General features: G+C 35.9%; 24 protein-coding genes and 1 pseudogene. 5 read left to right on the top strand and 20 right to left on the bottom strand.

Annotated features, from left to right (window positions below):
• Positions 1-11: 11 nt before the first annotated feature.
• The 10 genes from CYJ72_RS06265 to lepB all read right to left on the bottom strand — a co-directional run bounded on the left by CYJ72_RS06265 (position 12) and on the right by lepB (position 9,705).
• Complete coding sequence (locus CYJ72_RS06265) at positions 12-1,391, bottom strand: NADPH-dependent FMN reductase (protein ID WP_284628705.1); 1,380 nt, start codon at positions 1,389-1,391, stop codon at positions 12-14.
• 3 nt (positions 1,392-1,394) lie between these two features.
• Positions 1,395-1,958 (bottom strand): NADPH-dependent FMN reductase, encoded by a 564-nt coding sequence (locus CYJ72_RS06260; RefSeq protein WP_373276904.1) that lies wholly within the window; start codon positions 1,956-1,958, stop codon positions 1,395-1,397.
• A gap of 247 nt (positions 1,959-2,205) precedes the next feature.
• On the bottom strand, positions 2,206-3,051 hold the full coding sequence (locus CYJ72_RS06255; protein WP_101813669.1) for a substrate-binding domain-containing protein: 846 nt from the start codon (positions 3,049-3,051) through the stop codon (positions 2,206-2,208).
• Positions 3,052-3,349: 298 nt separating this feature from the next.
• A complete protein-coding gene (phoU, locus tag CYJ72_RS06250; protein ID WP_066125765.1) occupies positions 3,350-4,006 on the bottom strand; it encodes a phosphate signaling complex protein PhoU in 657 nt (218 codons plus the stop codon).
• Between the two features lie 27 nt (positions 4,007-4,033).
• A complete protein-coding gene (gene pstB, locus CYJ72_RS06245; RefSeq protein WP_066125767.1) occupies positions 4,034-4,792 on the bottom strand; it encodes a phosphate ABC transporter ATP-binding protein PstB in 759 nt (252 codons plus the stop codon).
• Between the two features lies 1 nt (position 4,793).
• Positions 4,794-5,612, bottom strand: coding sequence for a phosphate ABC transporter permease PstA (gene pstA / locus CYJ72_RS06240; protein WP_066125769.1), 819 nt, complete (start codon positions 5,610-5,612; stop codon positions 4,794-4,796).
• Positions 5,612-6,475: a phosphate ABC transporter permease subunit PstC gene (gene pstC, locus CYJ72_RS06235; protein WP_066125770.1), complete on the bottom strand. Its 864-nt coding sequence runs from the start codon at positions 6,473-6,475 to the stop codon at positions 5,612-5,614. Before pstC ends, pstA begins: the two co-directional genes overlap by 1 nt.
• A gap of 239 nt (positions 6,476-6,714) precedes the next feature.
• The gene (gene pnpS, locus CYJ72_RS06230; RefSeq protein ID WP_066125772.1) at positions 6,715-8,481 is read right to left on the bottom strand and encodes a two-component system histidine kinase PnpS; all 1,767 of its coding nucleotides are present in this window, start codon (positions 8,479-8,481) and stop codon (positions 6,715-6,717) included.
• Complete coding sequence (locus CYJ72_RS06225; protein ID WP_071408393.1) at positions 8,471-9,244, bottom strand: response regulator transcription factor; 774 nt, start codon at positions 9,242-9,244, stop codon at positions 8,471-8,473. Before CYJ72_RS06225 ends, pnpS begins: the two co-directional genes overlap by 11 nt.
• Positions 9,245-9,273: 29 nt before the next feature.
• Positions 9,274-9,705, bottom strand: coding sequence for a signal peptidase I (gene lepB, locus CYJ72_RS06220; protein ID WP_168164944.1), 432 nt, complete (start codon positions 9,703-9,705; stop codon positions 9,274-9,276).
• A gap of 131 nt (positions 9,706-9,836) precedes the next feature.
• On the opposite strand from lepB, the gene CYJ72_RS06215 reads away from it, so the two are divergent.
• Positions 9,837-10,511 (top strand): endonuclease III domain-containing protein, encoded by a 675-nt coding sequence (locus CYJ72_RS06215; RefSeq protein WP_066125779.1) that lies wholly within the window; start codon positions 9,837-9,839, stop codon positions 10,509-10,511.
• Between the two features lie 218 nt (positions 10,512-10,729).
• Complete coding sequence (locus CYJ72_RS06210) at positions 10,730-11,647, top strand: serine hydrolase (RefSeq protein ID WP_143740019.1); 918 nt, start codon at positions 10,730-10,732, stop codon at positions 11,645-11,647.
• Positions 11,648-12,032: 385 nt separating this feature from the next.
• On the opposite strand, the gene CYJ72_RS06205 is transcribed toward CYJ72_RS06210, so the two are convergent.
• Positions 12,033-12,668 (bottom strand): hypothetical protein, encoded by a 636-nt coding sequence (locus CYJ72_RS06205; protein WP_066125783.1) that lies wholly within the window; start codon positions 12,666-12,668, stop codon positions 12,033-12,035.
• 136 nt (positions 12,669-12,804) lie between these two features.
• Here CYJ72_RS06205 and CYJ72_RS06200 point away from each other — a divergent pair, with 136 nt between their 5' ends.
• A complete protein-coding gene (locus CYJ72_RS06200) occupies positions 12,805-14,679 on the top strand; it encodes a fructose-1,6-bisphosphatase (protein ID WP_180764824.1) in 1,875 nt (624 codons plus the stop codon).
• 92 nt (positions 14,680-14,771) lie between these two features.
• On the opposite strand, the gene CYJ72_RS06195 is transcribed toward CYJ72_RS06200, so the two are convergent.
• Positions 14,772-15,788 carry a Gfo/Idh/MocA family oxidoreductase gene (locus CYJ72_RS06195; RefSeq protein ID WP_101813671.1) on the bottom strand — a complete coding sequence of 339 codons (1,017 nt, stop codon included), beginning with the start codon at positions 15,786-15,788 and terminating at the stop codon, positions 14,772-14,774.
• A gap of 83 nt (positions 15,789-15,871) precedes the next feature.
• A complete protein-coding gene (gene efp, locus CYJ72_RS06190) occupies positions 15,872-16,435 on the bottom strand; it encodes an elongation factor P (protein ID WP_066127099.1) in 564 nt (187 codons plus the stop codon).
• 149 nt (positions 16,436-16,584) lie between these two features.
• Here efp and CYJ72_RS06185 point away from each other — a divergent pair, with 149 nt between their 5' ends.
• The gene (locus tag CYJ72_RS06185) at positions 16,585-17,763 is read left to right on the top strand and encodes an aminotransferase class I/II-fold pyridoxal phosphate-dependent enzyme (RefSeq protein ID WP_066127094.1); all 1,179 of its coding nucleotides are present in this window, start codon (positions 16,585-16,587) and stop codon (positions 17,761-17,763) included.
• A 286-nt stretch (positions 17,764-18,049) separates the two neighbouring features.
• Here the strand turns inward: CYJ72_RS06185 and ltrA are convergent, their stop codons facing one another.
• The 3 genes from ltrA to pgeF all read right to left on the bottom strand — a co-directional run bounded on the left by ltrA (position 18,050) and on the right by pgeF (position 21,952).
• The gene (ltrA, locus tag CYJ72_RS06180; protein ID WP_284628685.1) at positions 18,050-19,564 is read right to left on the bottom strand and encodes a group II intron reverse transcriptase/maturase; all 1,515 of its coding nucleotides are present in this window, start codon (positions 19,562-19,564) and stop codon (positions 18,050-18,052) included.
• 590 nt (positions 19,565-20,154) lie between these two features.
• On the bottom strand, positions 20,155-21,117 hold the full coding sequence (locus tag CYJ72_RS06175) for a lactate/malate family dehydrogenase (RefSeq protein WP_066124858.1): 963 nt from the start codon (positions 21,115-21,117) through the stop codon (positions 20,155-20,157).
• A 91-nt stretch (positions 21,118-21,208) separates the two neighbouring features.
• Positions 21,209-21,952, bottom strand: coding sequence for a peptidoglycan editing factor PgeF (gene pgeF / locus CYJ72_RS06170; RefSeq protein WP_066124859.1), 744 nt, complete (start codon positions 21,950-21,952; stop codon positions 21,209-21,211).
• 340 nt (positions 21,953-22,292) lie between these two features.
• Between pgeF and CYJ72_RS06165 the strand changes: the two genes are divergently transcribed.
• On the top strand, positions 22,293-22,904 hold the full coding sequence (locus CYJ72_RS06165) for an NUDIX hydrolase (RefSeq protein WP_066124888.1): 612 nt from the start codon (positions 22,293-22,295) through the stop codon (positions 22,902-22,904).
• A 324-nt stretch (positions 22,905-23,228) separates the two neighbouring features.
• Here the strand turns inward: CYJ72_RS06165 and CYJ72_RS06160 are convergent, their stop codons facing one another.
• The 4 genes and pseudogenes from CYJ72_RS06160 to CYJ72_RS06140 all read right to left on the bottom strand — a co-directional run bounded on the left by CYJ72_RS06160 (position 23,229) and on the right by CYJ72_RS06140 (position 26,113).
• The gene (locus tag CYJ72_RS06160) at positions 23,229-24,635 is read right to left on the bottom strand and encodes a glycoside hydrolase family 3 N-terminal domain-containing protein (RefSeq protein ID WP_180764861.1); all 1,407 of its coding nucleotides are present in this window, start codon (positions 24,633-24,635) and stop codon (positions 23,229-23,231) included.
• An 87-nt stretch (positions 24,636-24,722) separates the two neighbouring features.
• Positions 24,723-25,598, bottom strand: coding sequence for a glycoside hydrolase family 3 protein (locus CYJ72_RS06155; protein WP_101814032.1), 876 nt, complete (start codon positions 25,596-25,598; stop codon positions 24,723-24,725).
• 33 nt (positions 25,599-25,631) lie between these two features.
• A pseudogene (locus CYJ72_RS06150) lies at positions 25,632-25,766 on the bottom strand (helix-turn-helix domain-containing protein); the annotation flags it as partial.
• A 137-nt stretch (positions 25,767-25,903) separates the two neighbouring features.
• Positions 25,904-26,113 carry a hypothetical protein gene (locus tag CYJ72_RS06140; protein ID WP_245631253.1) on the bottom strand — a complete coding sequence of 70 codons (210 nt, stop codon included), beginning with the start codon at positions 26,111-26,113 and terminating at the stop codon, positions 25,904-25,906.
• Positions 26,114-26,131: the final 18 nt, after the last annotated feature.

Here is a 26,131-nt window from a genome sequence, read left to right as displayed (position 1 = left end):
ATGCTAAAAATTTAATATTGGTCACTTGCTCCCGAAGTAGTATCTATCATCGTTGGTCGATGACCTGATTTGGCTTCTGATTCAGCTTCTGTTGTATCTGATTTCGTTGCTTTTTCTACGTTTGCTGTTGGAAGTTGTGTTTCTTGTATTTTCTCTTCTTTTTTACTTTCATGGTTTAAATGTTTAACGGTCGCCGTAGTGGTAGTATCTACGTCTTGTTTTGAGGTATTTGTGTCATTAAAACCTACGTCGATTACTTTTATAATCTGAGGTTGAGTATCTTGTGTTGTCGCTGAGTGCTTTGGTTGTTCCTTTAGTTGTTCATTGACATAAATAAATTTTGCTTTAGCCTTTTCACTTGGTTCTGCTTCTCCAGCTGCACTTAATTGCGTTGGACTGGAAGTCGCATCAACCTTCGCTTCGATCGTCTCATTTCTTTGTAATGGTGGATTTTTTGATTCCAAATGCTGACTAGCGCTACTTAACACATCTACTTCAGGGATTTCGGGTTCTGTGTATAGACTTTGTTTCGTTGTGGTTAAGTCTCCCTCGTTCGTTAGAGATTGTCCTGTTTGCTTTAAATATTGTTCAATTATTTGTGCATAATCCATGATAAACTCTTCAATCGAAACGATACTTCCGTCTTCATCTGTTACAGTTTGAAAGGTGTGAACAATATATTGGTCTTTATTTCCCGTAGGCACATGATAATGGGCGACTTCTTTTTCTCCTGACTTTAATTGTTGGATGATTTCTGATACCTCTGAATCATCCATTCCTTTTGAAAAATCACCAAGTTGATAGCTCTGATGAATAATACCTTGTTTACGATGACATGGTTGTTCGACTTGTTTTAAAACATGAACAAAGCGAACAAATTTTTCAATGCATTCTGATAAATATTGAATGGTTTTAGCGTCAACTAGCCGTCCATTTTCACCAAAGGCTTCTTTCGCTTGGCCTAATAAAAATTCATTTCCTGGAAAGACATGGGCTCTTAGACCTGGCGCTTCTAATATTTGTCGCAAATGTAATTGCGACCGAGAAGTGCCGAGTACATCATAACTGGCGCCAACTACCATCACCGGCTTATCTTCAAATGGATGCAGTTTGTATGACAACCATTCTAAAACACTTTTTAAAGCTGGTGGAATCGTATGGTTGTGTTCAGGTGTCGCAATAATAACACCATCTGCTTCTAAAATACGTTGATTTAAGTATTGAACCTCCTCGAGATCAAGATCATCAGCAGAAGCATTAAAGAGTGGCACTTTAGAAATTTCCAAGATTTCTAGAGTAAATAGATGCTGAAAGCGGGCTTTAATTTCCTTTAATAACAAGCGATTGTATGAATGTTCTGCATTTGAACCGACTAGACCGACTAATTTCATTATTTAATTCACCTCTCTTTTCTCCCAATTATAATTCTCTGCTTCTTTTCTATGAACCGATGTTGCTTGAGTGACTTTTTCCATCACATTAATAAACGATAAATACTCATCAAACAACTTCGACAATTTAATTTTATTTTCTGCATTGACTAAGTTTCCTGTTTCATCAAATGCTTTTAATGAATGTCCTAATAAAAATTCAGAACTCGGCATGATACGCGCTTTTAGTTCTGGAGCGTCTAATATTTGACGTAAGTGTTGTTGAGCGCGAGACGATCCCAATACACCATATGAAGCGCCGGTGATCATGACGGGCTTGTCAACAAATGGATAAATCCCATATGAAAGCCAAGCAAGTGCATTATTTAATGCCGCTGGTATCGTATGATCATATTCTGGAGTACTAATAATCACCCCTTGTGCTTGTTCAATCTTAGCCGCTACCTCTATGACTACAGGAGGAAGTTGATCAAATGCTGGTTTATTAAATAATGGAAAAGCATCTATTTCTAATAATTCAATCGTCGCTTTATCTGCAAACGCCTTTTTCATATACTGTAATAACATCCGATTGGTAGAACTTTTTGCATTGGAGCCCACGATGCCAATCAATTTATACACCAAAATCCCTCATTTCTTATAAATAATGTCGTACAACCAGTATTCCAACACCAATTATACGCTTACAACTCATTATAAGTGTATCAATTGCATCACTTTTGGTCAATCTCTATATTAGTCTGTATCAATAGTAAAAAAACAGCCTAGCGAACTAGACTGTTTCAATCTTAATAAGGTTTTGTGTTTATGTTAATTATTTAACGTCTGCCCAATCAGTGATTTCACCTAAGTAAACTTTTTTCAAGTTTTCTAAAGTAATATCTTCGATTTCAGCATCTTTATTAACGATAACTGCGATACCATCTAAAGCAATTACGTCAACATCTAAGTTTTCAGCCTCTTCTTCTTTTAATTCACGTGAAGCCATACCTAAATCAGCTGTACCGTTATTGGCTGCTTCGATACCTGCAGAAGAACCTACTGATTCAACAGAAATGGTTACATCTGGGTTTAATGCTTTATAAGCTTCTCCTAATACTTCAATAACTGGAGAAACTGAAGTAGAACCAACTAAGGTTAATTCACCTTTTAATCCTGAAGCTTCGTATTCAGTAGCTTCATCTTTAGACTTGATGTATCCTTCTTCTTCAACGATTTTTTGTCCTTCTTCAGAATGGATAAAGTTTAAAAAGTCTTCAGCGATTTCAGAAAGTCCATCTTTTTTCCATGCAACGTTAAATGGACGAGCGATTTTGTAATCACCAGCTTTAATGGTTTCAGCTGAAGCTTTTACACCGTCAACTGTTAAAGCTTTAACATCTTCATTTAATGAACCTAAAGAAATATAACCAATAGAGTTAGCGTCGCCCGCTACTGTTTGCATAACACCATTTGTACTGTTTTGGATAACTGCTGAAAGGTCTGTCATATCATCGCCGTTTTCATCTACAACGTCTACTAATTCAACGAAAGCTCCACGAGTTCCTGAACCATCTTCACGAGATACTACGTTAATTAATCCTTCTTGTGCGAATACTGAAGGTAATGCTGCAGATGCAGTTAATAATGCAATTGCTACTTTTGATAAAGCTTTTTTCATAATATTAATATTCTCCTCTTAAATAAAAGTTTTCATCAATACCTTTGTGGTACATGTTAAATATAACATTCAATTATCAATTTATTGTAAATTTATTGTAAATTAATTGTAAATTCAACGTAAACATTTCCAGTGACACTCACCGACTCCAGTAAAAACATTGAATTTTCACCTCCATACAAGCATCCGTGATGGCACTATTTTTATTATTTTCAACAAATAATCCATAAAAATGTTACTTAGAAAAATAAAAAACTCTGACAACTTCAATCAGCAAAGTCATCAGAGAAAAATATTTTTAATTTAATTCAACAATCTCACCTGTGTTCAAGTAAACAATCCGTTCGCAGATATTCGTCACATAATCACCAATACGCTCTAAATTACGCGCAACACCGATATAGCTCACACCAGATGTGATAACATCCGATTGTTCTTCCATATCTTTAATCACGATTTTAAAGAGCTTAGATAATAGCGCATCGACTTCTTCGTCACGCTCTGCTATGGCTTTAGCTCCACGTGAATCTTGTTCCATAAATGCCGTAATCGCATCCGTTAACATCACTTGAACTTTTTCGGCCATTTCCATTAATACTTGATTAATTTGGGGCGCGTCTTTAAAGTTTTCATCTAAACGCATCGTTGCTTTCGCAATCGATACCGCATGATCGGCAATACGTTCAATATCTTGTGAACAGTGTAAAACAGTGAAGATTAAACGCAAGTCTCCTGCTACTGGTTGTTGTAAGGCAATAATACGATAAGCAGCTTTTTCAATATCTGCAGTAGACGCATTAATTCTTAAATCATCACTAAATAATTCATGTGCCAATTCTTTATCGTCATTTTGATAAGCAGTTACCGCTTTATGTAATGATTCATTGGCTGCATTTCCTAAACTTGTCAATTGAACATATAAATCTTTTAACTCTTGCTCGTATACACTTCTCATCTTAATTCCTCCTATTTGGAATAATTATTAGCCGAAACGACCAGAGATATAATCATCTGTACGTTTATCTACTGGGAATCCAAAGATTTGTTCGGTATCTCCAAATTCTATCACTTCTCCATTTAAAAAGAAAGCTGTTTTATCGGAAATACGGGCCGCTTGTTGCATATTATGGGTTACAATCACAACCGTATATTTTTCTTTTAATTCATGAACTAATTCTTCAATCTTATTGGTCGAAATTGGGTCTAAGGCTGAAGTGGGTTCGTCCATCAATAAGACTTCTGGGTTATTCGCAATTGCTCGCGCGATACAAATACGTTGTTGTTGCCCACCAGACAGTGCAGTCGCATTTTGATGTAACTTATCTTTGACGGTATCCCAAATAGCAGCTCCTTTTAACGATTCTTCAACAATTTGATCTAATTGAGCACTATCTTTGATTCCATGCGTGCGTGGTCCATAAGCAATATTATCATAAATACTCTTCGGGAATGGGTTCGGTTGTTGGAAAACCATCCCCACACGTTTACGTAACTCATTGACATTATAGTTTCGATTATAGATGTCTTGACCATCTAAAGTAACCAAACCATCCACTTTAGTTCCAGGAACCAAGTCTTGCATCCGATTTAAGATTTTTAGAAACGTTGATTTACCACAACCTGAAGGTCCAATAAATGCTGTGACTAATTTTTCTTCAATCTCCATATTAATATTATAAAGTGCTTGAAAATCACCATAATAGAAATCTAAATTTTGTATATCAAATTTTACCTTTGCCATCTTATCTTCCCCCTGTTGCTAACTTGTTACCTAATCGAGTGGATAACCAGTTGATGATTAATACTAAAATAATTAAAACCGTCGCCGTTGAGTACGCTTCTTTCACATGGAAACCTTCTTGAGATAAAACGTACATATGTACTGCTAATGTACGACCTGGAGACTTAAGGTTTCTGATCATATTAGATGAAGAACCTAAAGTGTAAAGCAAAGCAGCCGACTCCCCAACTATACGACCCGTCGCCAAGATGAGTCCTGATAAAATCCCTGGCATGGCAACCGGTAATACTACGGTAAAGATAGTTCTAAGCTTACCAGCACCCAATGCTAAACTCCCCATTCGCAAACTATTATGAACAGATAATAAAGCTTCCTCTGTCGATGAAATAATAATAGGTAAAATCATGATTGTTATCGTTAAAATACCAGCGTAATGTGAGAAGCTACCGAACACTCTATTTACAAAAAATAGCATCCCGAACAAACCATAAACAATCGACGGAACTGCTGCTAAAGTATCAGTGGCTAAACGAATAATCGGTAAAATTTTACTTGAACGATCCGCATATTCTACTAAATAGAAACCAGTAAAAACACCGATTGGTGCGGCAATTAATAAAGAAAGTCCCACCACGACTAAAGTTGAAATAATAGCCGGCATCATTGAGACGTTTTTAGTGGTATATTCCCATTCGAATAAACTGAGGTTCATTGATGAAAAACCATTCCAAACAATAAAACCAATAATAAACAATAATATCCCTAAAGTAAACATTGCGGCAGCCCAAACTAACCCTTTAATAAAGTGATGCGATTTCATTAAGCTACCTCCTTATTTTTCTTAATCAACATGAAAATACTATTGATAATAATGATAAATACAAATAATACTGCGGCTGTAGCGATCAAGGCATCACGGTGATCCCCAGACGCATAACCCATTTCTAATACGATATTGGTCGTTAACGTTCGGACACCAGAAGTTAAGCGACGAGGGAGTGCCGGTTGATTACCCGCTACTAAAATGACCGCCATTGTTTCACCAATTGCCCGTCCAATCCCTAAAATTACAGAAGATAAAATACCTGAACGAGCTGCCGGTACGACCACACTCATCACTGAGCGTTCATGGGTAGCCCCTAACCCCATACTAGCTGAATAAAAATCTTTTGGCACAGCTCTAATTGCAGATTCTGATAGTCCAATGATAGTAGGTAATATCATAATTCCCAATAATATCGAAGCGGTGATAATATTCATCCCTGTTCCACCAAACAATTGTCGAGATAAAGGAACCAGTAATTGTAAAGCAAAAAAGCCATAAATAATCGACGGAATGGCCGCCATTAGGTTTATAGCAGGTTTGGCATAGCGATAGAGTTTTTCAGGGCAGAAGTAAGCCATAAAAACCGCTGTTAAGACACCAATTGGCACACCAATAATAATAGCACCAATTGTAACCGCAAATGATCCAACAATCATTGGAAAGATCCCAAATTTAGGTGTTGATGCAGTTGGTCTCCAAACACTACCACTTAAAAAATTCCAAACACCATTCTTTAGTAAGAAAGGAATTGCTCCTTGAAAAATAAAATAAAAAATCAAAATAATCGATACAATCGACAAAGTCGCACAAAATAAAAATACATATTTCATGAATGTCTCTTTAAAATCTCGCATCATAATCTTCCTCCATAATTTCTCTACCTTCAATTTTAACGGTTTTATTCTGAAAGGTTAAGTAAGGTTATTGTAAACCTAGATGCAGTAAAAAGTGTCTAAAATTAAAATAAGATTAGTTTTGTAAATCGAACGTAAATAAATAAGAGAAAGATTATTTTTCTCGTCGTAATATAATCTTTCTCTTCCTTTATAGGGCTTTCTTTTATAGAAAACGTTTCTAAAATCTTTATATTATTTTTTTAATTTTTTCCTTCTAAATTTCTTTTCCCCCAATATTTAGGCAGTCTGACGGTAAAAGTAGAACCTTGACCTACCTTACTTTCAACTGAAATGGTTCCATTCATTGTTTTTACTAAGTGACGAACGATTGATAATCCTAATCCTGTCCCACCCGTTTGACGACTTCTGGCCTTATCTACACGATAAAACCGTTCGAAAATTCGCTCTTGTTCTTCCGGAGGAATCCCTACCCCTTGGTCAATAATCGATAAACGAACCATTCGTGAACTTTCTTCAGTACGAACTATAATCTTTTTATTGTCCTCAGAATAGTTAATCGCATTATCAATTAGATTGGTTACGATATTTTCAATTCGTTGTTCATCTGTTTCAATCATTATCGGACCAGAATTCGGTAGTACCAATTGCATGTTTTTCTGTTCCAAACGCTCAGCAAATAAATGAGACATGCTTTGAATCTTCGCTACTAAATCAAAACTAGTAACATTAATCGCAACTTGTTGCTTTTCAATTCGTGATAACGATAAAATATCTTGAATAATATGCTCCAAACGATGACTCTCGTCCGCAATAATATTAATAAATTTCATCGCAATCGCTGGGTTCTCCATGGCACCATTTTGTAGTGTTTCAGCAAAGCCTTTGATCGCTGTTACCGGCGTTCTTAGTTCATGTGAAGCATTGGCGACAAATTCAGATCGCACTTCTTCTAACCTTCTAATAGCCGTTAAATCATATAATAAAATTAAAATTTCATCATTGATATTTCCTTGGCCATAAGGAACAATATTAACGTCAACAATTTGAGTATGCGGCACCCATAGTTCAACTTCCTCTCGTTGTGCTAAATGATTTTGGCGTACTCGATCAATCATCGATAAAATAGGATAACTTTTAATAACACTTGTATAATGCTCGCCGATATTTCTATCTACAATATCCAACATCGCATTAGCCGCTGGATTGGTTAAAACAATTTTTCCTTCTGAATCAACAACAACAATACCCAAAATGAGATGATTGATTAGAACACTTCGCTGATGAACCGTAGTGGATAAAGCATTTTCTTGTTTAATTAAATTCGAACTCAATTGTTGGAGTGATTGTGTCATTTCTCCCACTATGCCATTGTGAACGCTTTGTATTAAGGGAAATTGCAACTGATAATCCTTATTCAAAAGCTTATGTAACACAACATTTAACTTACGAAGCGGAATAAAATAGTACCTCCAAAAAAGGCTAATCACGATGGCTAACAAGATAATGATAACGACTAATATGACGGATAAAATCTGTAAATTATTGTCTACTAAACTAATCGCTGGCATCACCACTACTACCCAGTTAGCTATACTCGCTTCGGTTAAAGGAATGATGGCTAAATAATGAGATGATCTCAACGATATTTTAGGTTTACTGTTTACTTCATGGACTTGTTCTGAAATCAATTTTTTAATATTTTCATTTAAATTGCTACTATCATATGATAGCTCCGGCAATTGATTGGTTAAAGACTGTTCTCGTTGAAACCATAAAATGGACACATCATACTGTTCCTCAATTGCCTCTAACTTCAATTTAGAAAGAGGCTGGTTTTTTTTCAACTGTAATTGGATAGGTTCTATTACTTGATTCATTCTATCTTGCATGACCATCCGATGAACGGTTGCATCTAGGGCCAATACAGCTAGCACAATAGTAAAGATGGAGACAATAATAATGAATAGAATATTGCGGTTACTTAGAAGTTTAGGATTATTTTGCATAATCAGGTACCTCAAAACGGTAGCCGAACCCTCTGACGGTAATGATATATTCTGGATTTTTATTATTACGCTCTATTTTTTCTCTTAAATTACTAATATGAACATCCACAATTCTAGTCTCTCCTAAGTAATCAAATTGCCAAACTTGTGTTAATAATTGTTCTCGACTCAAAGTTCGACCTTGTCTATCTGTCATATAGACTAATAGTTCATATTCTTTTGGTGTAATTTCGATTTGTTCTCCACGAACCCAGACTTCAAATCGATCAGTTAAAATAGTAAGCTCACCATAAGTTTTTTCGGTATTATTTTCAGGTATCGGTACTGAATTATCCGGTGTCATTCGCACTTCTTCAACTTCCGCTTCTTCAATTTCATCATCAACTCGATAATGACTAACGGATGATCTTCTTAAAATGGCTTTGATTCGAGCTAAGACTTCATTTGGACTAAAGGGTTTCGTCATATAGTCATCAGCTCCTAGCTCTAAACCAATAATTTTATCATATTCATCTGCACGAGCTGTTAACATTAATATTGGAGTTTGAATGCCTTTTTGTCTAGCGCGCCGGCAAACGTCCATCCCACTCATTTGTGGTAACATCACATCTAATACAATAAAATCATAATTTACGGTTTTAATCATTTGATAAGCCGTCTTACCATCTAATGCGACATCTACTTCATAACCGGCATTTTCTAACGTATACTGCAATAATGTTACGATTGAACTCTCATCATCAACAACTAAAATTCGTTTCATTAAGGTAACCTCCAAAATATAGCACTCTTTTACTTTGAAAATATTTTAACGATAATTTCTTCTCTTTTAATGACGCCCAAAGTACGACTGTCGACAGAACTGCGCCGATTATCTCCCAACACAAAATAACTATCGTTGGGAATGATACATTCCATTGGACGACGTAAATAATATCGATTCGCTTCTGTTAAATAGGGTTCATATAATATTCTTTGATTGATTTCTACACCTTTAGGTGATAGGCGTAGGGTTTCATCAGGCAAGCCAATCACACGCTTAATGAACAGTTTCTCTTTTCTTTTAAAAATAACAATATCATACCTTCGAATTTTTCTGATTGGTTTTGATAAAACAATATCCCCTGAGTGAAAAGTAGGAGCCATTGAATTCCCAGATATTTTTACCAGAATCTTCTTAAAAATCAAACTGCTAATACAAAAAATTAAAAGAAAATAGCTCACATTCATGACCACCTTTGCCCTTTCCATTATAATCTATTTTGATGACTTTACGCAAAATTTTCACTATAATCCTTGTTACATGGAGTGATTCTTTCATTTACCTACATTAAAAATCATAAAGGAGCAGCTATATGGACAATCAATTGATTACTGTTAATCAACTATTTAACTTATTAAAAACACATTATCAAGGGAGCATCGAAGATTGGTGGCCACATGAAAGCAAGCACGAAATTGTCATCGGTGCCTTTTTAGTCCAGAATACTACCTGGCATAATGTCGAACTTTCACTCAATCAAATCAGGCAAAATGCCAGCTTTTCTCCAGAAACAATTCGACAACTTTCCAAACAAGAGTTAATAAAACTAATTCATTCAAGTGGTTTTCATGAAAATAAATCCCGAAATATTTTAGAGTTTTTCGAATGGACCAAAACCTTTGAAGACCAATATGACAAGATTAAAGCCCATTATGGTCCTTCTCTACGTAAAGAATTATTAAAAAGGCGTGGTATCGGACCTGAAACGGCAGATGTTTTATTAATGTATGTTTTTAACGAACCCGTCTTTATAGCCGATAATTATGCGCGTCGACTTTTTCAATTACTGAAGGCGCCTGTCCCTTTAACTTATCCCGCCGTAAAACAATTTGCTGAAAACAATGGTGACTTAACCGTTGCTGAATGGGCCGCTTTTCACGGATGGATTATTCAATTTGCCCAACAACATTTACGCCCCAACAAAAAAGTATCCGATCATTTTTTAAACGATTATCAATTAATTGCGAACCACGACAATCATAATTAAGTGTGTAAGACTCATTTTTCACAAGTACGGCAATGATAATTAAGTGATTAAGACTCATTTTTCACAAATACGGCAATGGTCATAACGAGATAAAGCCTAGCTAACCACCTCATTCAATGACATTCTTTGTGAAATTCACCAAATCTTCACATTAAAAGAGTAGCTATCTATTTTTTGTATGTTATAATGATTGGGTATTTTTATTAGAGGTGAAGAAATTGCTTAAAAAATTTTTTGCAACATGCTGTTTATGTCTCTTTGCTTGGTCATTCGGTGTCACGCCTTTGATGGTTGTTCAAGCCAATGATCTGTTAAAAGATGTTGATCAAAATTATTCAATAGAAAACAAGACCGTAGACGATATTCTATACGATACGATTAGCGAATTTGGATACAATAGTGACCAAATCTCTATTGCGTTCTATGACTTTATTGATGATACGCACTATGGTTTAAATAGTGACATTACCATGCTAGGAGCTAGCACGACCAAAGTGGCGACGGCAGCACTCTATACTTCATTAATCAATGAAGGGTATCTGTCTTACGATACACCAATCCCCTTTGTTGAGGCAATGTTTGAAGAAGGCGGCGGCAATATTACCAATAGTCCTATCCAACCAAGTTACGCTCTGCAAGATTTAATCTATGAGATGTTAGTCAATTCAGACAATACCGCTTGGAATTTATTAACGCATTATTACTTTAATAATATTGGTAACCATCAAAACGATATGTTAATGCTTAGCGGTGCAGATATTTACGATCCTGAATTATATCAATTTAATCATGTGAATGCAGATGTCTTAGAAGGTATCTTAATTGCGATTGCCTCTTCTGATTATTATTCTAATGTCGTTGACACGATGTTAACAGCCCAACCTCATTGGTTACTAAAATATTATGTCAATGATAATATGGCTGTGAAATACGGTTACTTAGATGAGTATTTCCATGATACCGGCATTTATTTTGATGATACCGGCGAGCCACTTTACACCTTAGTGGTAATGACGGATGGTATAGGCCTTGAGTATGATGGTATGCAAAATGAATTTTTCGGACTAATCAATTTAAGACTAAATCGTTGGTTTGAAGCTCAATACGAATCAAATTCAATCAGCAAGACACTTTAAACAAAATCAATTTATTGCTTTTTATACATTCACAATGCTAACGACGATTTTAAGGGTATCGAGTATCCTTAAGCGGATTCGGTTTTAAGGGTTCACTGACGAGGTGGTCTATAGCCATTAATTTTTGCTCCGAGTTTGGGCAAAAACTTTTAAATTCTGTTCAAGCATATCAATTTAATTCAAATCGCAGTGGTTGAGTGGCATTTAACTGTTTTATATAAGTGAAATAGACGAGACTGAACAGAAATAATTTGATAGCTTCCTTTTAAAGTAGCATTACTTTTTAGTATTTACTTAATAAGGAGCCGTTCATATTACATTTCGTTCAGTCTCTTTTTTATTAATTCAATCTTCATTCAATCTTCGTCAGTCAAAATTAATTTGTTTATTTGGTGGCTAAATAATAAGGAAACAATCGTTCAAAATGTTGATTCATTGCCTCAATTAAATCATCCGTCGTTTGAAATTCATCAAAAAAACCAATTAAACTTTTAACAAGAACTTTTCTCACTTCACCCGCTTCAACGGCATTTTTTAAAAAAATGCGATTATCCTCAGTACCCGAATAAATAAAAGGTTCACCTTGACTATAAGCTAAATAATACATGGCGTCATCAGCTGGAACTCTCAATACTCGATGTTGTCTCACTAAACTATCTTTAGCTAAAGTCCGCTCAAGTACACTTACCTCCCAAGTTAATCCTAATCGTTGTCCTTCTATATATAAACGCACAGCCATACCAGGATAAGACATCTCATCGTTTTCCCCTCTAAAAAAACAATAAAATAATGGGGTGCCAAATTGCGCTTGATTCATCCAATTACTTACACGTTGCATTTTTAAAAGATTTTGTTGGTCATTGAAAGCCTCTACTATCTTTTTAAATTGGTTCCGTGCCTTTCCCCCGTCTTTTTTAAACTGCAGCATAAATTCTTCTTCATCTAAAGCTTTATGGGGTGCAATATATTTTTGGCCAACATACTGCAGATAATGTTGAATTGCTTGCGCTTCTTGTAACATAATGATCACCTCATTATCTATTTTATCTTTTTGGAACACTCAATACAATTTTTGTAAAATATTTTGCTGATGGCTCCTCATTTTATTTTAATCTGATATAATACATTTATATTAATCGATTGGGGGCCCTTACATCATGATGAAGAAAAAAACTTTAAATGATTTAGCTGAGATTATTAACCTTGAGGCAATCCGTGAATTACCAAAAGCGACTGAACATTTTATTAGTGATATCCATGGTGAATTCGAAGCCTTTGACCACATAAGACGCAATTGCTCCGGTATTATTCGCATTAAAGTACAAACCCTTTTTGAAGATGAACTAGATGAACAAGCCATTAATGAGCTTTGCTTCGCCATTTATTATCCTGAAGATTTTATTTTAGGTAAACAACGATCTTTTGATAAATGGCAATCTTTATTAAAAAATTTAGTCAACCTCACTCGATTTGTGTCCAGTAAATATACCCGTTCAAAAGTAAGAAAGGCTTTACCGAGTGAATATGCTTATATTTTAGAAGAGCTTTTATATCAATACGATGAACACGATAATAAAAATGCTTATTATCATACAATTTTTAAAACCATTATAGAACTGGAGTTGGCTCCGCAATTTGCAACTGAATTGAGTTACCTAATCCAACGATTTGTAGTCGATCATCTCCATGTATTAGGAGATATCTATGACCGTGGTGCTCATCCTGATAAAGTAATGGATGTCCTCATGAGCTTACCATCCGTTGATATTACTTTAGGAAACCACGATATCATCTGGATGGGGGCCTATGCTGGTAATATGACTTGTCTTGCTACAGTTTTAAGAATTGCTTTCCGCTATGGACACACCCAGTTTTTAGAAGAAAGCTATGACATTGACTTAAGCCGATTAAAAAAATTCGCTCTTCGTTATTATCAAGAAAATGCTGCTTTTAAACCTAAACTCGAAACACCTATAGATGCAGCAACAGAAACTGCGATAAATTGTATGCATCAAGCCATGACCATCATGCAATTCAAATTAGAGGGCCAATTAATTGAACGTCGCCCAGAATTTCAGATGAACCACCGCAATTTACTGCCGATGATTGATCCCAATACCCATACAATCAACATTGAAGGTCAAGAATATCACTTAGACAATACTTGCTTTGATTTAATCGATTGGGAACAACCAAATGAATTAACCTTGGGTGAAGAACTTATTTTATTAGATTTACTACATCAGTTCCAAAATTCAGCAAAATTAAAAGAACATATGGAATTTTTATTAGAAAATGGAAAAATGTATTTAACATATAATGATAATCTTCTTTTCCATGGGTGTATTCCCGTTAATGAAAAAGGTCAATATTACCAATTAAACATCGATAATCACCTTTATCAAGGAAAATCATTGATGGACTTCTATGCAACCTCAATCGAAGAAAGCTTTAAGCAATTAGATTCTCATGACGATTGGGCAACAGAAACCCTTTGGTACTTATGGTGCGGTCCTAGTTCTACCCTCTTTGGAAAAGATATCATGCGCACCTTTGAACGTTACTTTATCTCAGATAAAACAGTCCATAGCGAAATTAAAAACCCTTATTATGAATGGCGCAAAAATGAGCAATTTTGCTTAAAATTATTAAACGATTTTGGTTTAACGAGCGAAGGCTATATTATAAATGGTCATACCCCAGTGAAAACAATCAAAGGTGAAAATCCTATTAAGGCCAATGGTAAAATGCTTGTCATTGATGGTGGCTTATCAACTGCCTATCAAAAAGTAACCGGCATTGCTGGATATACACTCGTCGATAATTCTAATGAAGTGTATTTAGTCGCGCATCATCCCTTCACTTCAAAACAAAAGGCAATTGAAAAATATCTTGACATTTTTCCAACACAATTAATTGTTAAAAAACGCCATGAGCGTCAATATGTCAAAAATACTGATATAGGCAAGGAACTCGAACGCCAATCGCAAGAACTTAAGACCAAAATATTGTATGAGAATGACAAAGACTAACATTAGAATACCAGCTTAAAAAGAAAACCTGCAATGAGTACGAATCCATTTCACTTTCGATACTCATTGTCAGGTTTACTTATTGTTTTTAATTATTGGTGAATCATTGATTCAATACCTGCTTCTAATATTTCTAATTGATAAAGGGTCTCATCATCCGAAACCGTTTTGGGAGCGCCATTAACGATGGTGTCATACAAATTTTGATAGAAACGACTATAGTCTCCCACCTCAGACACCACTTTTTCTTCATGGTAATTCCCTTTAGAATCTATATAAGTCAACGTCCCATAATCCTCCGGTAAATCTAAACCGAAGTCTGGATTATCAGGCATATAAAAATGTTTCAGATGTTCTTCCTGCCGGTCTTTTTTCTCTTTAATAAACATCCCTTTAGTACCGTAAACCACAAAACTAGGACGTGTTTTAATTCTAAAATAACTTGATTTGACCGATACTTTCGATTTACCGTAATAAAGGTCGATATCAAAATAATCATTCATTCGATTAGGCCCAAGTAATTGTCTCACATCAAAATGAATATGATCGGCTTTGCCAAAATGAGCAATCACCTGATCCAGAGTGTGACAAGCGTGACCATATAAATAACTTTGTTCAACCTTAAATTCATGAACATTTTCCGGTATTTCAGGTCTAAAATAATCAAAATGCATTTCTAACTCTAAAACATCCCCCAACTTGCCACTTTCAATCACTTTAAGTGTCGTTAAATAGTCAGAATCAAAGCGTCTATTTTGAAAGGCTTGCAACATCAGCCCTTTTGCTTCGGCTAATTGAAAAAGTTCTCTTGCTTCGTTCGCTGTATGGGTGAACGGCTTTTCTACTAAAGCATGTTTACCAGCTTCCAAAACTAATTTAGCAAAATGATAATGCGAATCTGAATAAGTGGTGATGACAATTAAGTCAATTTCTGGATCTTGTAATATTTCATCTAAATCCGTCGTATAATGAATATCTTCAAAGGTTTGCCATTTCGGTTGACTACGATGATAAATCGACTTAATACGAATGCCCTCTACTTTTCTAGCAAAAGGCAAGTGATAACGATTAGTACTCTTACCATTTCCGATATATCCAATGGTTAACATTTCCAGTCCTCCTATTAAAAAAAGCGATGCAAAATAGAATTTCTTTTTCTATTTTACATCAGCCTCCTGATTTATTTAATTAATTATTTTTGTGCACGACGCATATAAGTACCTTCAGAGGTATTAATTTCTAACGCTTCTCCTGTTTCAATAAAGTCTGGTACGTTAACCACTAAACCTGTCTCCATCGTTGCTGGTTTGCCAGATCCTGTAACAGTGGCACCTTTAATTGAAGGTTGTGTCTCAGCTACTGTTAATACAACTGTTGTTGGTAATTCAACACCGATTACTTCAGAACCATAAAATTGGATTTTAGCTTCCATATTTTCTAATAGATATTTCAATTCATTTTCAATCGTTGATGTTTGAATTTCGTATTGTTCATATGTTTCTAAGTCCATGAAGGTTGCAACATCACCCATGCTATATAAGTATTGAACTTCTTTTGTTTCAAGATAAGCACGCTCAAATTTTTCGTCCGGACGGAAGGTTGTGTCATAAGTGGCACCTGAACGTACGTCACGTAATTTCATACGCATAACTGTGTTACCTTTACCAGGTTTATGGTGACTCGCTTCTAGTACGCGGATTAATTTGCCATCTTGAACGAATGTCATACCCGCTCTTAAATCTACTGCAGAAATCATCTTTAAACTTCTCCTTTATTTATCAATCTTTCACTCGTACATTATAACATAAAGATGAGTTTTTTCCACATAATTCTAGTATCTTTAGTATCAATCATAAATGTGTTACAATAATACCAAATTAAATTTTAATGAGAGAAGTGAAGATTATGAATTTGTTTGAAAACCGCTTTAATGAAGACGTTGAAAAAATTGGAATATCGGCCATCCGTGAATTTGATGAACTATGTAATCAAATTGAAGGCATTATCAAATTGACTTTAGGTGAGCCAGATTTTACGACACCTGGCCATATTAAAGAAGTTGGTAAACTAGCGATTGATAACAATGCGACTCGCTATACTCATGCCTCTGGCGTTTTAGAATTAAGACAAGCTGCATGCCAATGGTTAAATGATAAATATCAATTGAATTATACGCCAGAAGAAACCATTGTTACTCATGGTGCCACTGAAGGTTTGTCAATAGCCTTTAAAGCGATTCTTAATCCTGGTGATAAAGTACTAATCCCTTCACCTTTTTTCACCTTATACCAATCAATGATTATCTTATATGGCGGTATTCCGGTTCATATTAACACCGAACCAAATCAATTTGTGCTTTCTCCAGAATTGTTGGAACAAGCATTAGCCGAACATGGTGACGACGTGAAAGCCATTGTCTTAAACTACCCAACCAATCCTACAGGCATCACTTGGGACGATGAAGAAGCGCAAGCAATCGCCAATATTTTAAAAGATAAGCCAATTTTCATCGTCAGTGATGAAGTATATAGTGAATTTGTTTACGGAGATAAACATGTTTCCATCGCAACTTATCTACCAGAACAAACAATCGTTGTACAGTCATTATCTAAATCCCATTCGATGACCGGATGGCGAGTTGGATTTAACTTTGCTCCACTGATGATTACCAATCAAATGAATAAAGTTCACCAAAACTATATCACCAACGCAACGAGTATCTCACAACATGCCGGTATTGCTGCCCTAACCGATGGTAAAGATGATGCCCTAATCATGAAAGAAGCCTATATTAAACGACGCGATTATATTTATGAACGCATGACCAAAATGGGATTTGAAATTATTAAACCAAATGGTGCTTTTTACTTATTCGCTAAAATCCCTGCCGGTTATCCTCAAGACAGCTTTGAATTCGGTAGAGAACTGGCGACGAAAGCACAGGTTGCGTTAATTCCAGGTTCAGCATTTGGAACGGGTGGCGAAAATTACGTCCGCTTAAGTTATGCTGCAAGCGACGACATTATTGCTGAAGCAATGGACCGGATGGAAAAATTTATGAAAGAATACCCCACACAAAACTAATTAAATCTATCTAGCTCATACAGTTATAATATCCGCGGCATCATTAAACTCTTGGTATTTTACTGCAAACACGACTAAATAACTAAAAAGACTCATAAATAAACAAGGAACATCTCAATATTTTGAAAAGTTCCTTGTTTTTATATTTGAATGACAATATGATGAGATGGGCAAAAACTTTTTAAATTCTGTTCAGGCATATCTGTTTAATCGAGTAGGAGACTAATCATTAGTTGATTAGTCGACCTCTCACACCACCGTACGTACGGTTCTCGTATACGGCGGTTCAATAATGTAAGTACACTTGCTCTGCCAATTGGGTCATATTCAAAAGACCCCATTGGTAGAGTTTTTCCGTTGGTATGGCTTGATGAACTTCCCAAGTACAGGACAATCGCCAATATTTCTTTCTTGAATAGGCGATACGTTTGGACTCATCGAGTGTTAGTCCTCTCTTCATGAGTTCTTTTATCTTCATTCTTGGTCGTTTCCATCGTTTGAGTATTAGTTGTCTGATTCTGCGATCTAACCAGGATTCAATGGCTCGGATAGTGCCTTTAATATAGCCTCTTCCATGGTATTGTATCCACCCTCTGGCTACTTGGTTGATTTCCTTTACCAACATTTGAAAGGTTTTCGGTGTTTTCCGACTCGTGACTTGTCTAAGTTTCGCTTTGAATTGCTTCACTGCTTCTTTAGTCGGTCGGTATCGACAGCCTCCATTCGCTTTCATTATCAGACAACTCAAGAACTTTAAACGGTAAGGACTACCTACTTTACTTTTTTCTGTATTCACAACCAATTTCAATTCTTTTGATAGGAATCGACTGATGCTCTGTAGAATTCGTTCGCCTGCTCGTTTACTTTTCGTAAAGATGACAAAATCATCGGCATAGCGGACGAATCGGTGTCCACGTTTCGTTAGTTCTTTATCTAACTCATGTAAATAGATGTTACTGAGTAATCGCGACAGAACGCCTCCTTGCGGGGCGCCTTTTCCTGTCTTCTGGAAGTTTCCGTTTAGTTCAATGACGCCAGCTTGCAAGAATCGGTTAATCAATCTTAATATTGATTTATCGTCAATGTGTTGTTTCAGAAGATACATCAGCTTGTCATGGTTAATCGTATCAAAGTACTGTTTTAAATCGCAATCCACGACATATCGGTAGCCTTCTTCATAATACTTGGCACATTGTTTTCTTGCTTGATGAGCATTGCGATTTGGTCTAAACCCATAACTGTAAGGGCTAAAGGTCTTGTCGATTGACGGTTCAATAACCTGCTTAATCGCTTGTTGTATCACTCTATCCCTTACAACGGGTATGCCTAGTTTACGGACACCTCCATTCGGTTTAGGTATTTCAACCCGTTTTACTGGCTGAGGACGATAAGTGCCTTCGAATAATTTCTTACACAAAGGAACATAATAATTGAAGATATGACTTTCTACTTCTTCAACGGTCATCCCATCCACACCCGGGCTTCCGCCATTTCTTCTGACTCTATCACATGCGCGTCTCAGGTTATTTCTTTCTACCACCCTCGACATTATCGGATAGTGACGCCATTGGTCCAAAGCTTCTCCTAGTGATTGACTCTGCGCAGATGCATACTCTTTCGATTCCGTCTTATCCCTTTGCATCTTGCCAAGCTTTTGCTTGTTTTCTGCCTTCTTCATCTTCACTACCTCTCTTTCTTTCCAATGTTCATTATTGTTCAGTCCTTCAGTTGGTAGACAACCTACTATGACCTCTGCTGACTTCTCATGATTCGTTGTTACTAAGATACGCTTATCTCTCATGAGACCTCCCCAGGTAAGGTGCGTTAACCTCCCTCCCATGTCACCGCTTGATTTATCCAACCATAATCCGTGCAGTATTGGGCTTTACTTTGTAATGCAAGCTCACCCTTATGATTAGACCTTCTATCAAGTTTCTGTTCGTCGGTGCAGGAGTTTGCCTTAGGCTTCCTTCAGATTCCGCCTCACGACGACCTTAATTCTTAGTGCTTTAGCACTTAGAGATTAAGGATAGGGTACCGACACCCTTGCCCTTAGCTAACAGTTCCTACTGCAAAGCCTTGCTGAGACTGTTTGACTTTAGTCATTACAGTCTCACATGCGTTAGAAGTAGCGGACTTGAACCGCCAAGTTAACGCCCATGCTGGGCGCACATTCAAAGCGCAGTGGTTGAGTGGTCTCAAACTGCGTCTTATTGACATTGAACATAAATTTGAAGAATTCAGTCAAATTAGAGCTTATTCATTAAAAGCGCAGTGGTTGAGTGGTCTCAAACTGCGTCTTAATGACTTGTTTGAGGCCTACTCAACTGTGCGGGGGTAGACCGACGAAGCGAAAATTATTCAATTTTCTACTTCTTGCCCACTCCCTTTCTATATCCTTTTAGCTAAATCAATATTCGTTTGGATTGATATGAGAGACTCTTTTAATTTTGCTTGCTCCCATTCATTAAGTGCTATAGGTAAGACTTTTACAATGCCTTCTTTTCCTATAATGGTCGGTAGACTGTAAGCAATCGCTTCTGAGTGATATTCATTGGCTTCAACTACTGTACTTACGGGATAAATCATGTGATCATCTAACAGAATAGATTGTGTAATATCGATGGCTACTTGTGCGATAGCCGCATCGGTGACACCGTTTTTAGCTCTAAATACATCGTAAGCCGCTAATACTACCTTTTCCTTAATCTCATCTGGAGTCCGTTCTGTGATGTTAGGAAAGTACTGTTTTAGTTGTTGATAACCAATCCCCGCAATACTCGCATGACTCAAAGCAGGAAAGGCAGTATATCCATGTTCACCTAACATATAAGCTTGCACTGAATGGGGTGCCACATCATACATCTGGGCTAAAATATAACGCAGTCTTGCGGAATCTAAACTACAACCGGTCCCAATCACTTTATTTTTAGGATAGTCAAACTCGGTGGCCGCCATATACACAACTGTATCAGCAGGGTTTGTAATAAATAATAAAATTGGCTCATGAGTAACCTGAGTAATATTCGTCATAATTTCTCGAATAATATAGGCGTTTTGAGTTAACAACGCTTGTCGATCTTCTGGTAGTTCACCATTGGGATAAACATAGGACGCTGCAATAATACAAATATCGACATCGATTAAATCACTATATTGTCCCACATAGATTTTAGTATTATGCCGACTTAATAATCCTGTCGCATGGGCCTGATCCAACGCCTCACCAGTAGCCAATTCTGTACGGGGATCAATTAAAATAATTTCTGAAAATAAATGGGAATGAAGCGCACTTGCTAATACTTGCGTCCCCACATGTCCTACACCTATAATCGCTAATTTATGAGTTTTCATCCAATCGCCTCTCATCGTTTTTTAATTTTAATGATATACTAATTCATCTAATTTTTCAAAAAAATTTTACCCCAGGATAATCAGTTCATTTTTATGAAGGCAGCATGACTAGTAAGGCATTTAATTGGTAATCTTTACCTTCTTTTCTAGCTGAATGAAGTCTTTCACTCACAAATGTTGACTCGGTAGAAAAATCAATATTTTCTATTTTTACACCCGCTAATTTTAAAACTTCAATATTGGCCTGGATCATATCTAAAATGTATTTGTCACCTTTTGCTTTAAAATAACGATCGCGATTACCAATTGCTTCAAAAGCCTCATAAACTTCTGAACCTACCTCATAATGCTCTTGGTCAATTGAAGGACCGACATAAGCAATTAAATCAGAGACATCGGTTCCAAAATGATTAACCATCTTAACAATCGCTTGCTGACTAATTTTTTGAACGGTACCACGCCAACCCGAATGAAGGGCTGCTATTACCTTACTGATAGGATCATAAATAACAATCGGTGTACAATCCGCCATCCGTACTAAAAGAGCTACACCGGCTTCAGCTGTAATAAAGCCATCTGTTTCTGGTGACAGTGGATAACCTGCAAACAGAGGATGTTCACCTTTATCTGCATTGACAATCTCTACATTTGCACCATGCACTTGGTTACCATGATGAACTTGCTTTGGCTCTATGTTTAACGCATTTAATATTTTATTTAAAGATTGACGATAAACTTCTTCGCCAACTGATTGTTTAAAATTTAGCTCACTCCCTCCAATTGCATGGATAATTTGATAGTTGTTTAATTTTTTTGACGGTTGTTTAATAATCATCTGCCTCACTCCTCGCAATATATATTTAGAAGGTCATTTCACACCCTTCTGATTGTCTCTGTTTCTCTTAATTTTACCGAACATTATGTCACGGATAAGATTCTACCTGTTGTTAGGCTGGACAATTTTGAAGAAATCGAACAGGGTGACAATGGTAAACAAGCGAAGCGCACTAGCTAAGCTTCATTTGAATTCATAAAATGTTCAATTGTTCCTTCATATTACTTTTTTCAATCTTAGCACGAAGTGATTCAAACTGTCTATTTGACTTTAAAATTTGTTTCCGATAAGATGAGATTAATGTATTTCGAATTAGAAAGGAGTCGCCATGTTAAATAATATTGAACAAGCGTTAATCAGCTATCAAGCAAAACCCATTAGTCAAAAACGTATATATGCTGTCTTATTGCCTTTAATTAAAGTAAAGAACGAATGGCATGTCTTATATGAAGTCCGAAGTGAACAAGTGCCGCAACCTGGTGATGTTTCCTTTCCTGGTGGAGCAGTTGAAGCCAATGAATCACTTATCCAAGCAGCGATCCGCGAAACGACTGAAGAATTAAACATCTCAGAAAACCAAATCCAAATTCTAGGAGAAATCGATTATATCGTGAATGCTCAAGCGACCATTCATTGTTTTGTCGGCAGACTTTTGATAGACGATTATCAACAAATTACCCCCAATGAAGAAGTTGCTAAAATATTTTCCGTTTCTTTAAAAGACTTAATTAATCATCCACCTAGATACTATCAATTAGCGTCAGAAATCGTCCCTAATGAGGATTTTCCATTTAATAAAATCCGTAATGGCAAACAATATCGCTTTTCGCAACGTAGTAATGCGATTCCTTTTTATGATTTAACAGATGAAACAATCTGGGGAATGACAGCTCAATTCACCCATCGTTTCACGCAAATTATCACTCAAAACAAAAATAACAACGTTGAATAACGTAGTCCCTTGTTTTCAGTACAAGGATTACGTCCACTCAACGTTGTTAAAATTAGGTTCTATAATTTTTAGTGTTGGCGGAAGCTTCACCAGCGCTATTTTTATATGCAAAAAGCTCGTGATTTCCTCTAAAAATTAAGTTGTACACAAAAAAATATAGAGCCTTACTATTTACCAACATTACTTGCCTTAGAGCTCATTTTTTATCATTTCTCCCGCTACAAGTTGTAGAACCATTTTTCTTACTAAAATTCTTTGCTTCTTTTTGAGAAAATCAATAAAAAATATATAACCTAAGTTTATTCACATAGGCTTTCAATTAACCTAGCCTTTTATTTTTTGTATTAGATTTAAAACATTCAAAGCTGAATGTTGCACTTCTTTTAAAGTAATTCCATCGAGATGCTCTAGTGATTGAATTAAAGAATCATCAGATTCCTTCGTTACAAAATCTTTTCCACCAGGCATTAAAATATCAACTTGTGCTCTGACTCGATAAGCATTGTTTTCAACATGTTCGAAATTTGGATCTTTAGCCATTCGCATCCACCAATCAGTTAAGATACACCCTTGATATTTCCATTCATTACGTAAAATTTCTGTTGCTAAATCAAAATGATAATGAGCCCATACCCCATTTATCTTATTATATGACGACATGATTGAATAAGGATTAGATTCCTTCACGCAAATTTCAAAGCCTTTTAAATAAATCTCACGCAAAGCACGTTCCGATACGCGCGAGTCATTATAATTTCGATTTGTTTCTTGATTATTACATGCAAAATGTTTTGGGCAAGCTGCAACTGGATTACTTTGCACCCCGATAACATAACTTGCAGCCATTTTACCTGTTAAATAAGGATCTTCTGAAAAATACTCAAAGTTTCGCCCACCTAAAGGATTTCGATGGATATTCATCCCTGGTGCTAAAATCATATCGGAACCTAAGTCCAGTAATTCTTTTCCAAATTCAATCCCTATCACTTCCAGTAATTCTAAATTCCACGTACTTGCAAAAGCAGTACCACAAGGTAAAAGTGAAGCGTAATAATTTAAGCGAATACCTGCTGGACCATCTGTGGTAATAACCGGAGGAATTCCTTTTTGACGTAATGATTCAATCGTTCCACCAAACATTCCAGCATTCCCTTTCGGACCAAAGGGACTATTCATTGGTCCTTCACCGCGCGTTAAGGCGTCTAACTCTTCTTTAGAAAAAGAATGAATCAACTCTGATACTGTTTTACCGGTATCTAAGAAAGTCTCTTCAGAACTTACTTCTGATAAACTTTCCAGATGCTGCAACACTCTTTCCTTTACTGATTCTTTTTGTAAAGTTACGGGTTGATAAGTTTCAACCAATTGTCCTTCTTCCAACGTAGCAACTAAACGATTAAAATTTTCCACGGGAGCGGCAATTTGTTTCAATTTTTGAATTACTAATAATTTTTCTAAATGATAATTGCCCACCAATTCTAAGTTTATTAGACTATCGCCCACATAAAATTGATACTCTCCCGCCTCAAGAACATAGCTAAATGGATGACCTGTTACACCACTATCATCATAGGAAGCTAAGTCTTGTAGTTTAATTTCAAAATTCAAATTCTCTGTTTCACCAGGTTGAAGAAGCTCTGTTTTTTGAAATTCAATTAAATTGCGTTTAGGTTTTCCTAATTTTCCTTGTGGAGGCTCATGATAGACTTGAACCACCTCTTTACCCGGCATTTCTCCAATATTAGTCACAGAAACATTAATCGTCACACTTTTATCATTTACTAATAATTCTGAATCAATAGCAAACTGAGTATAACTTCATCCATAACCAAATGGATAAATAACTTTCTCAGGATGAAATGTTTCAAAATAACGGTATCCGACATAGATATCCTCTACATATTCTACATACTCTTCGTGACCAAACTGTTTAGCACTTGCATAATCTTCGTAATGGCGCGCAATCGTATCTGGCAATTTAGCTGAAGGATTCACATCTCCCATCAAAACATCCGCAATCGCATTGCCACTTTCCATACCACCTTGCCAAGCAAATAATATAGCTGAAAAGGCATAGTTTTCCGTCCAAGATAAGTCGATGACATTTCCACTATTGATAACTAAGATGACTTTTTCAAAATAATGGGTCACTTGATCAATCATTTGCTTTTCTTTTTGAGTTAAATAATAGCTACCTTCTTCCAAGACATTTTCACGATCTTCACCAGCCGCTCGTCCAATCACTATTAATGCAACTTCGGAATCTTCGCTAGCTGACTTTACTTCTTCATTCGATAACGTCATTTCCTCTAAGAAGCGTGGCCATTGTCCCCAAATACCATCTTCTACTATATTATTAGCAGAAAATGTTTGATATTTTTCTATTAAAACTTGATTTAATACTAAATCTTTTTCTTCTAATCCCTGAATAACATTCACTAAATAAGGTGGGTTGACTTCTCCACCCGAACCATAGCCTACGTAAAAATAGTCTATTTGAGAACGTCCAAAAACCGCTAATTTGTTATTTGCTTTTAAAGGTAATACACCCTCATTTTCCAAAAGGACAATACTTTCTGCCGCTGCTTGTCTTAGTAATGCTGACATTTTCGTGTTAAATTTTTTTTCACCTAAAATGCCCTCTTTAATATTGATATGTTGTACTAATTCACTTATATTATCTTGGTTAGTCATTGGTTTCCTCCTAACTTTCACTCACATTATTGACTATTTTTCTAATGTCATATAGTATTTATCGCGAAATTTCTTAGGTGTAATACCCACAAATTCTTTAAAATGCTTGATAAAATGGCTTTGTGATGAGAAAGAAAATTTGTTCGCTATATCCAATACAGACTCATCAGAAGACCGTAATTAATTCATCGCCAACTTTATTTTTTGTTGATTAATGTACTTACTGATAGGCATTCCCATTTCTGATTTGAATAATCTTGACAAATAGCTTGGTGTTACATCCAATTCCAATGCAATAACCTCAACTAAAATCCGATCCTGAATATGCGTATAATATACTTTTTACATTCTACAACATGTTTGGAAATCGCATCACTAATTTTTAACATTCGCATTTTATTAGTAAAATCCCAAACCATCTCATCATGAAGCTCATGAACTTCTTCAATCGTTTGTAAATTATCTAACTTTTGAATATAATAATCACTTAAACGAAAAGCGCGTTCAGGTTCCATTCCGTAATTACTACAATA

This window comes from Globicatella sanguinis (genome assembly GCF_002847845.2).
GTDB lineage: Bacteria > Bacillota > Bacilli > Lactobacillales > Aerococcaceae > Globicatella > Globicatella sanguinis.
This window is presented reverse-complemented; position numbering and strand designations above follow the sequence as displayed.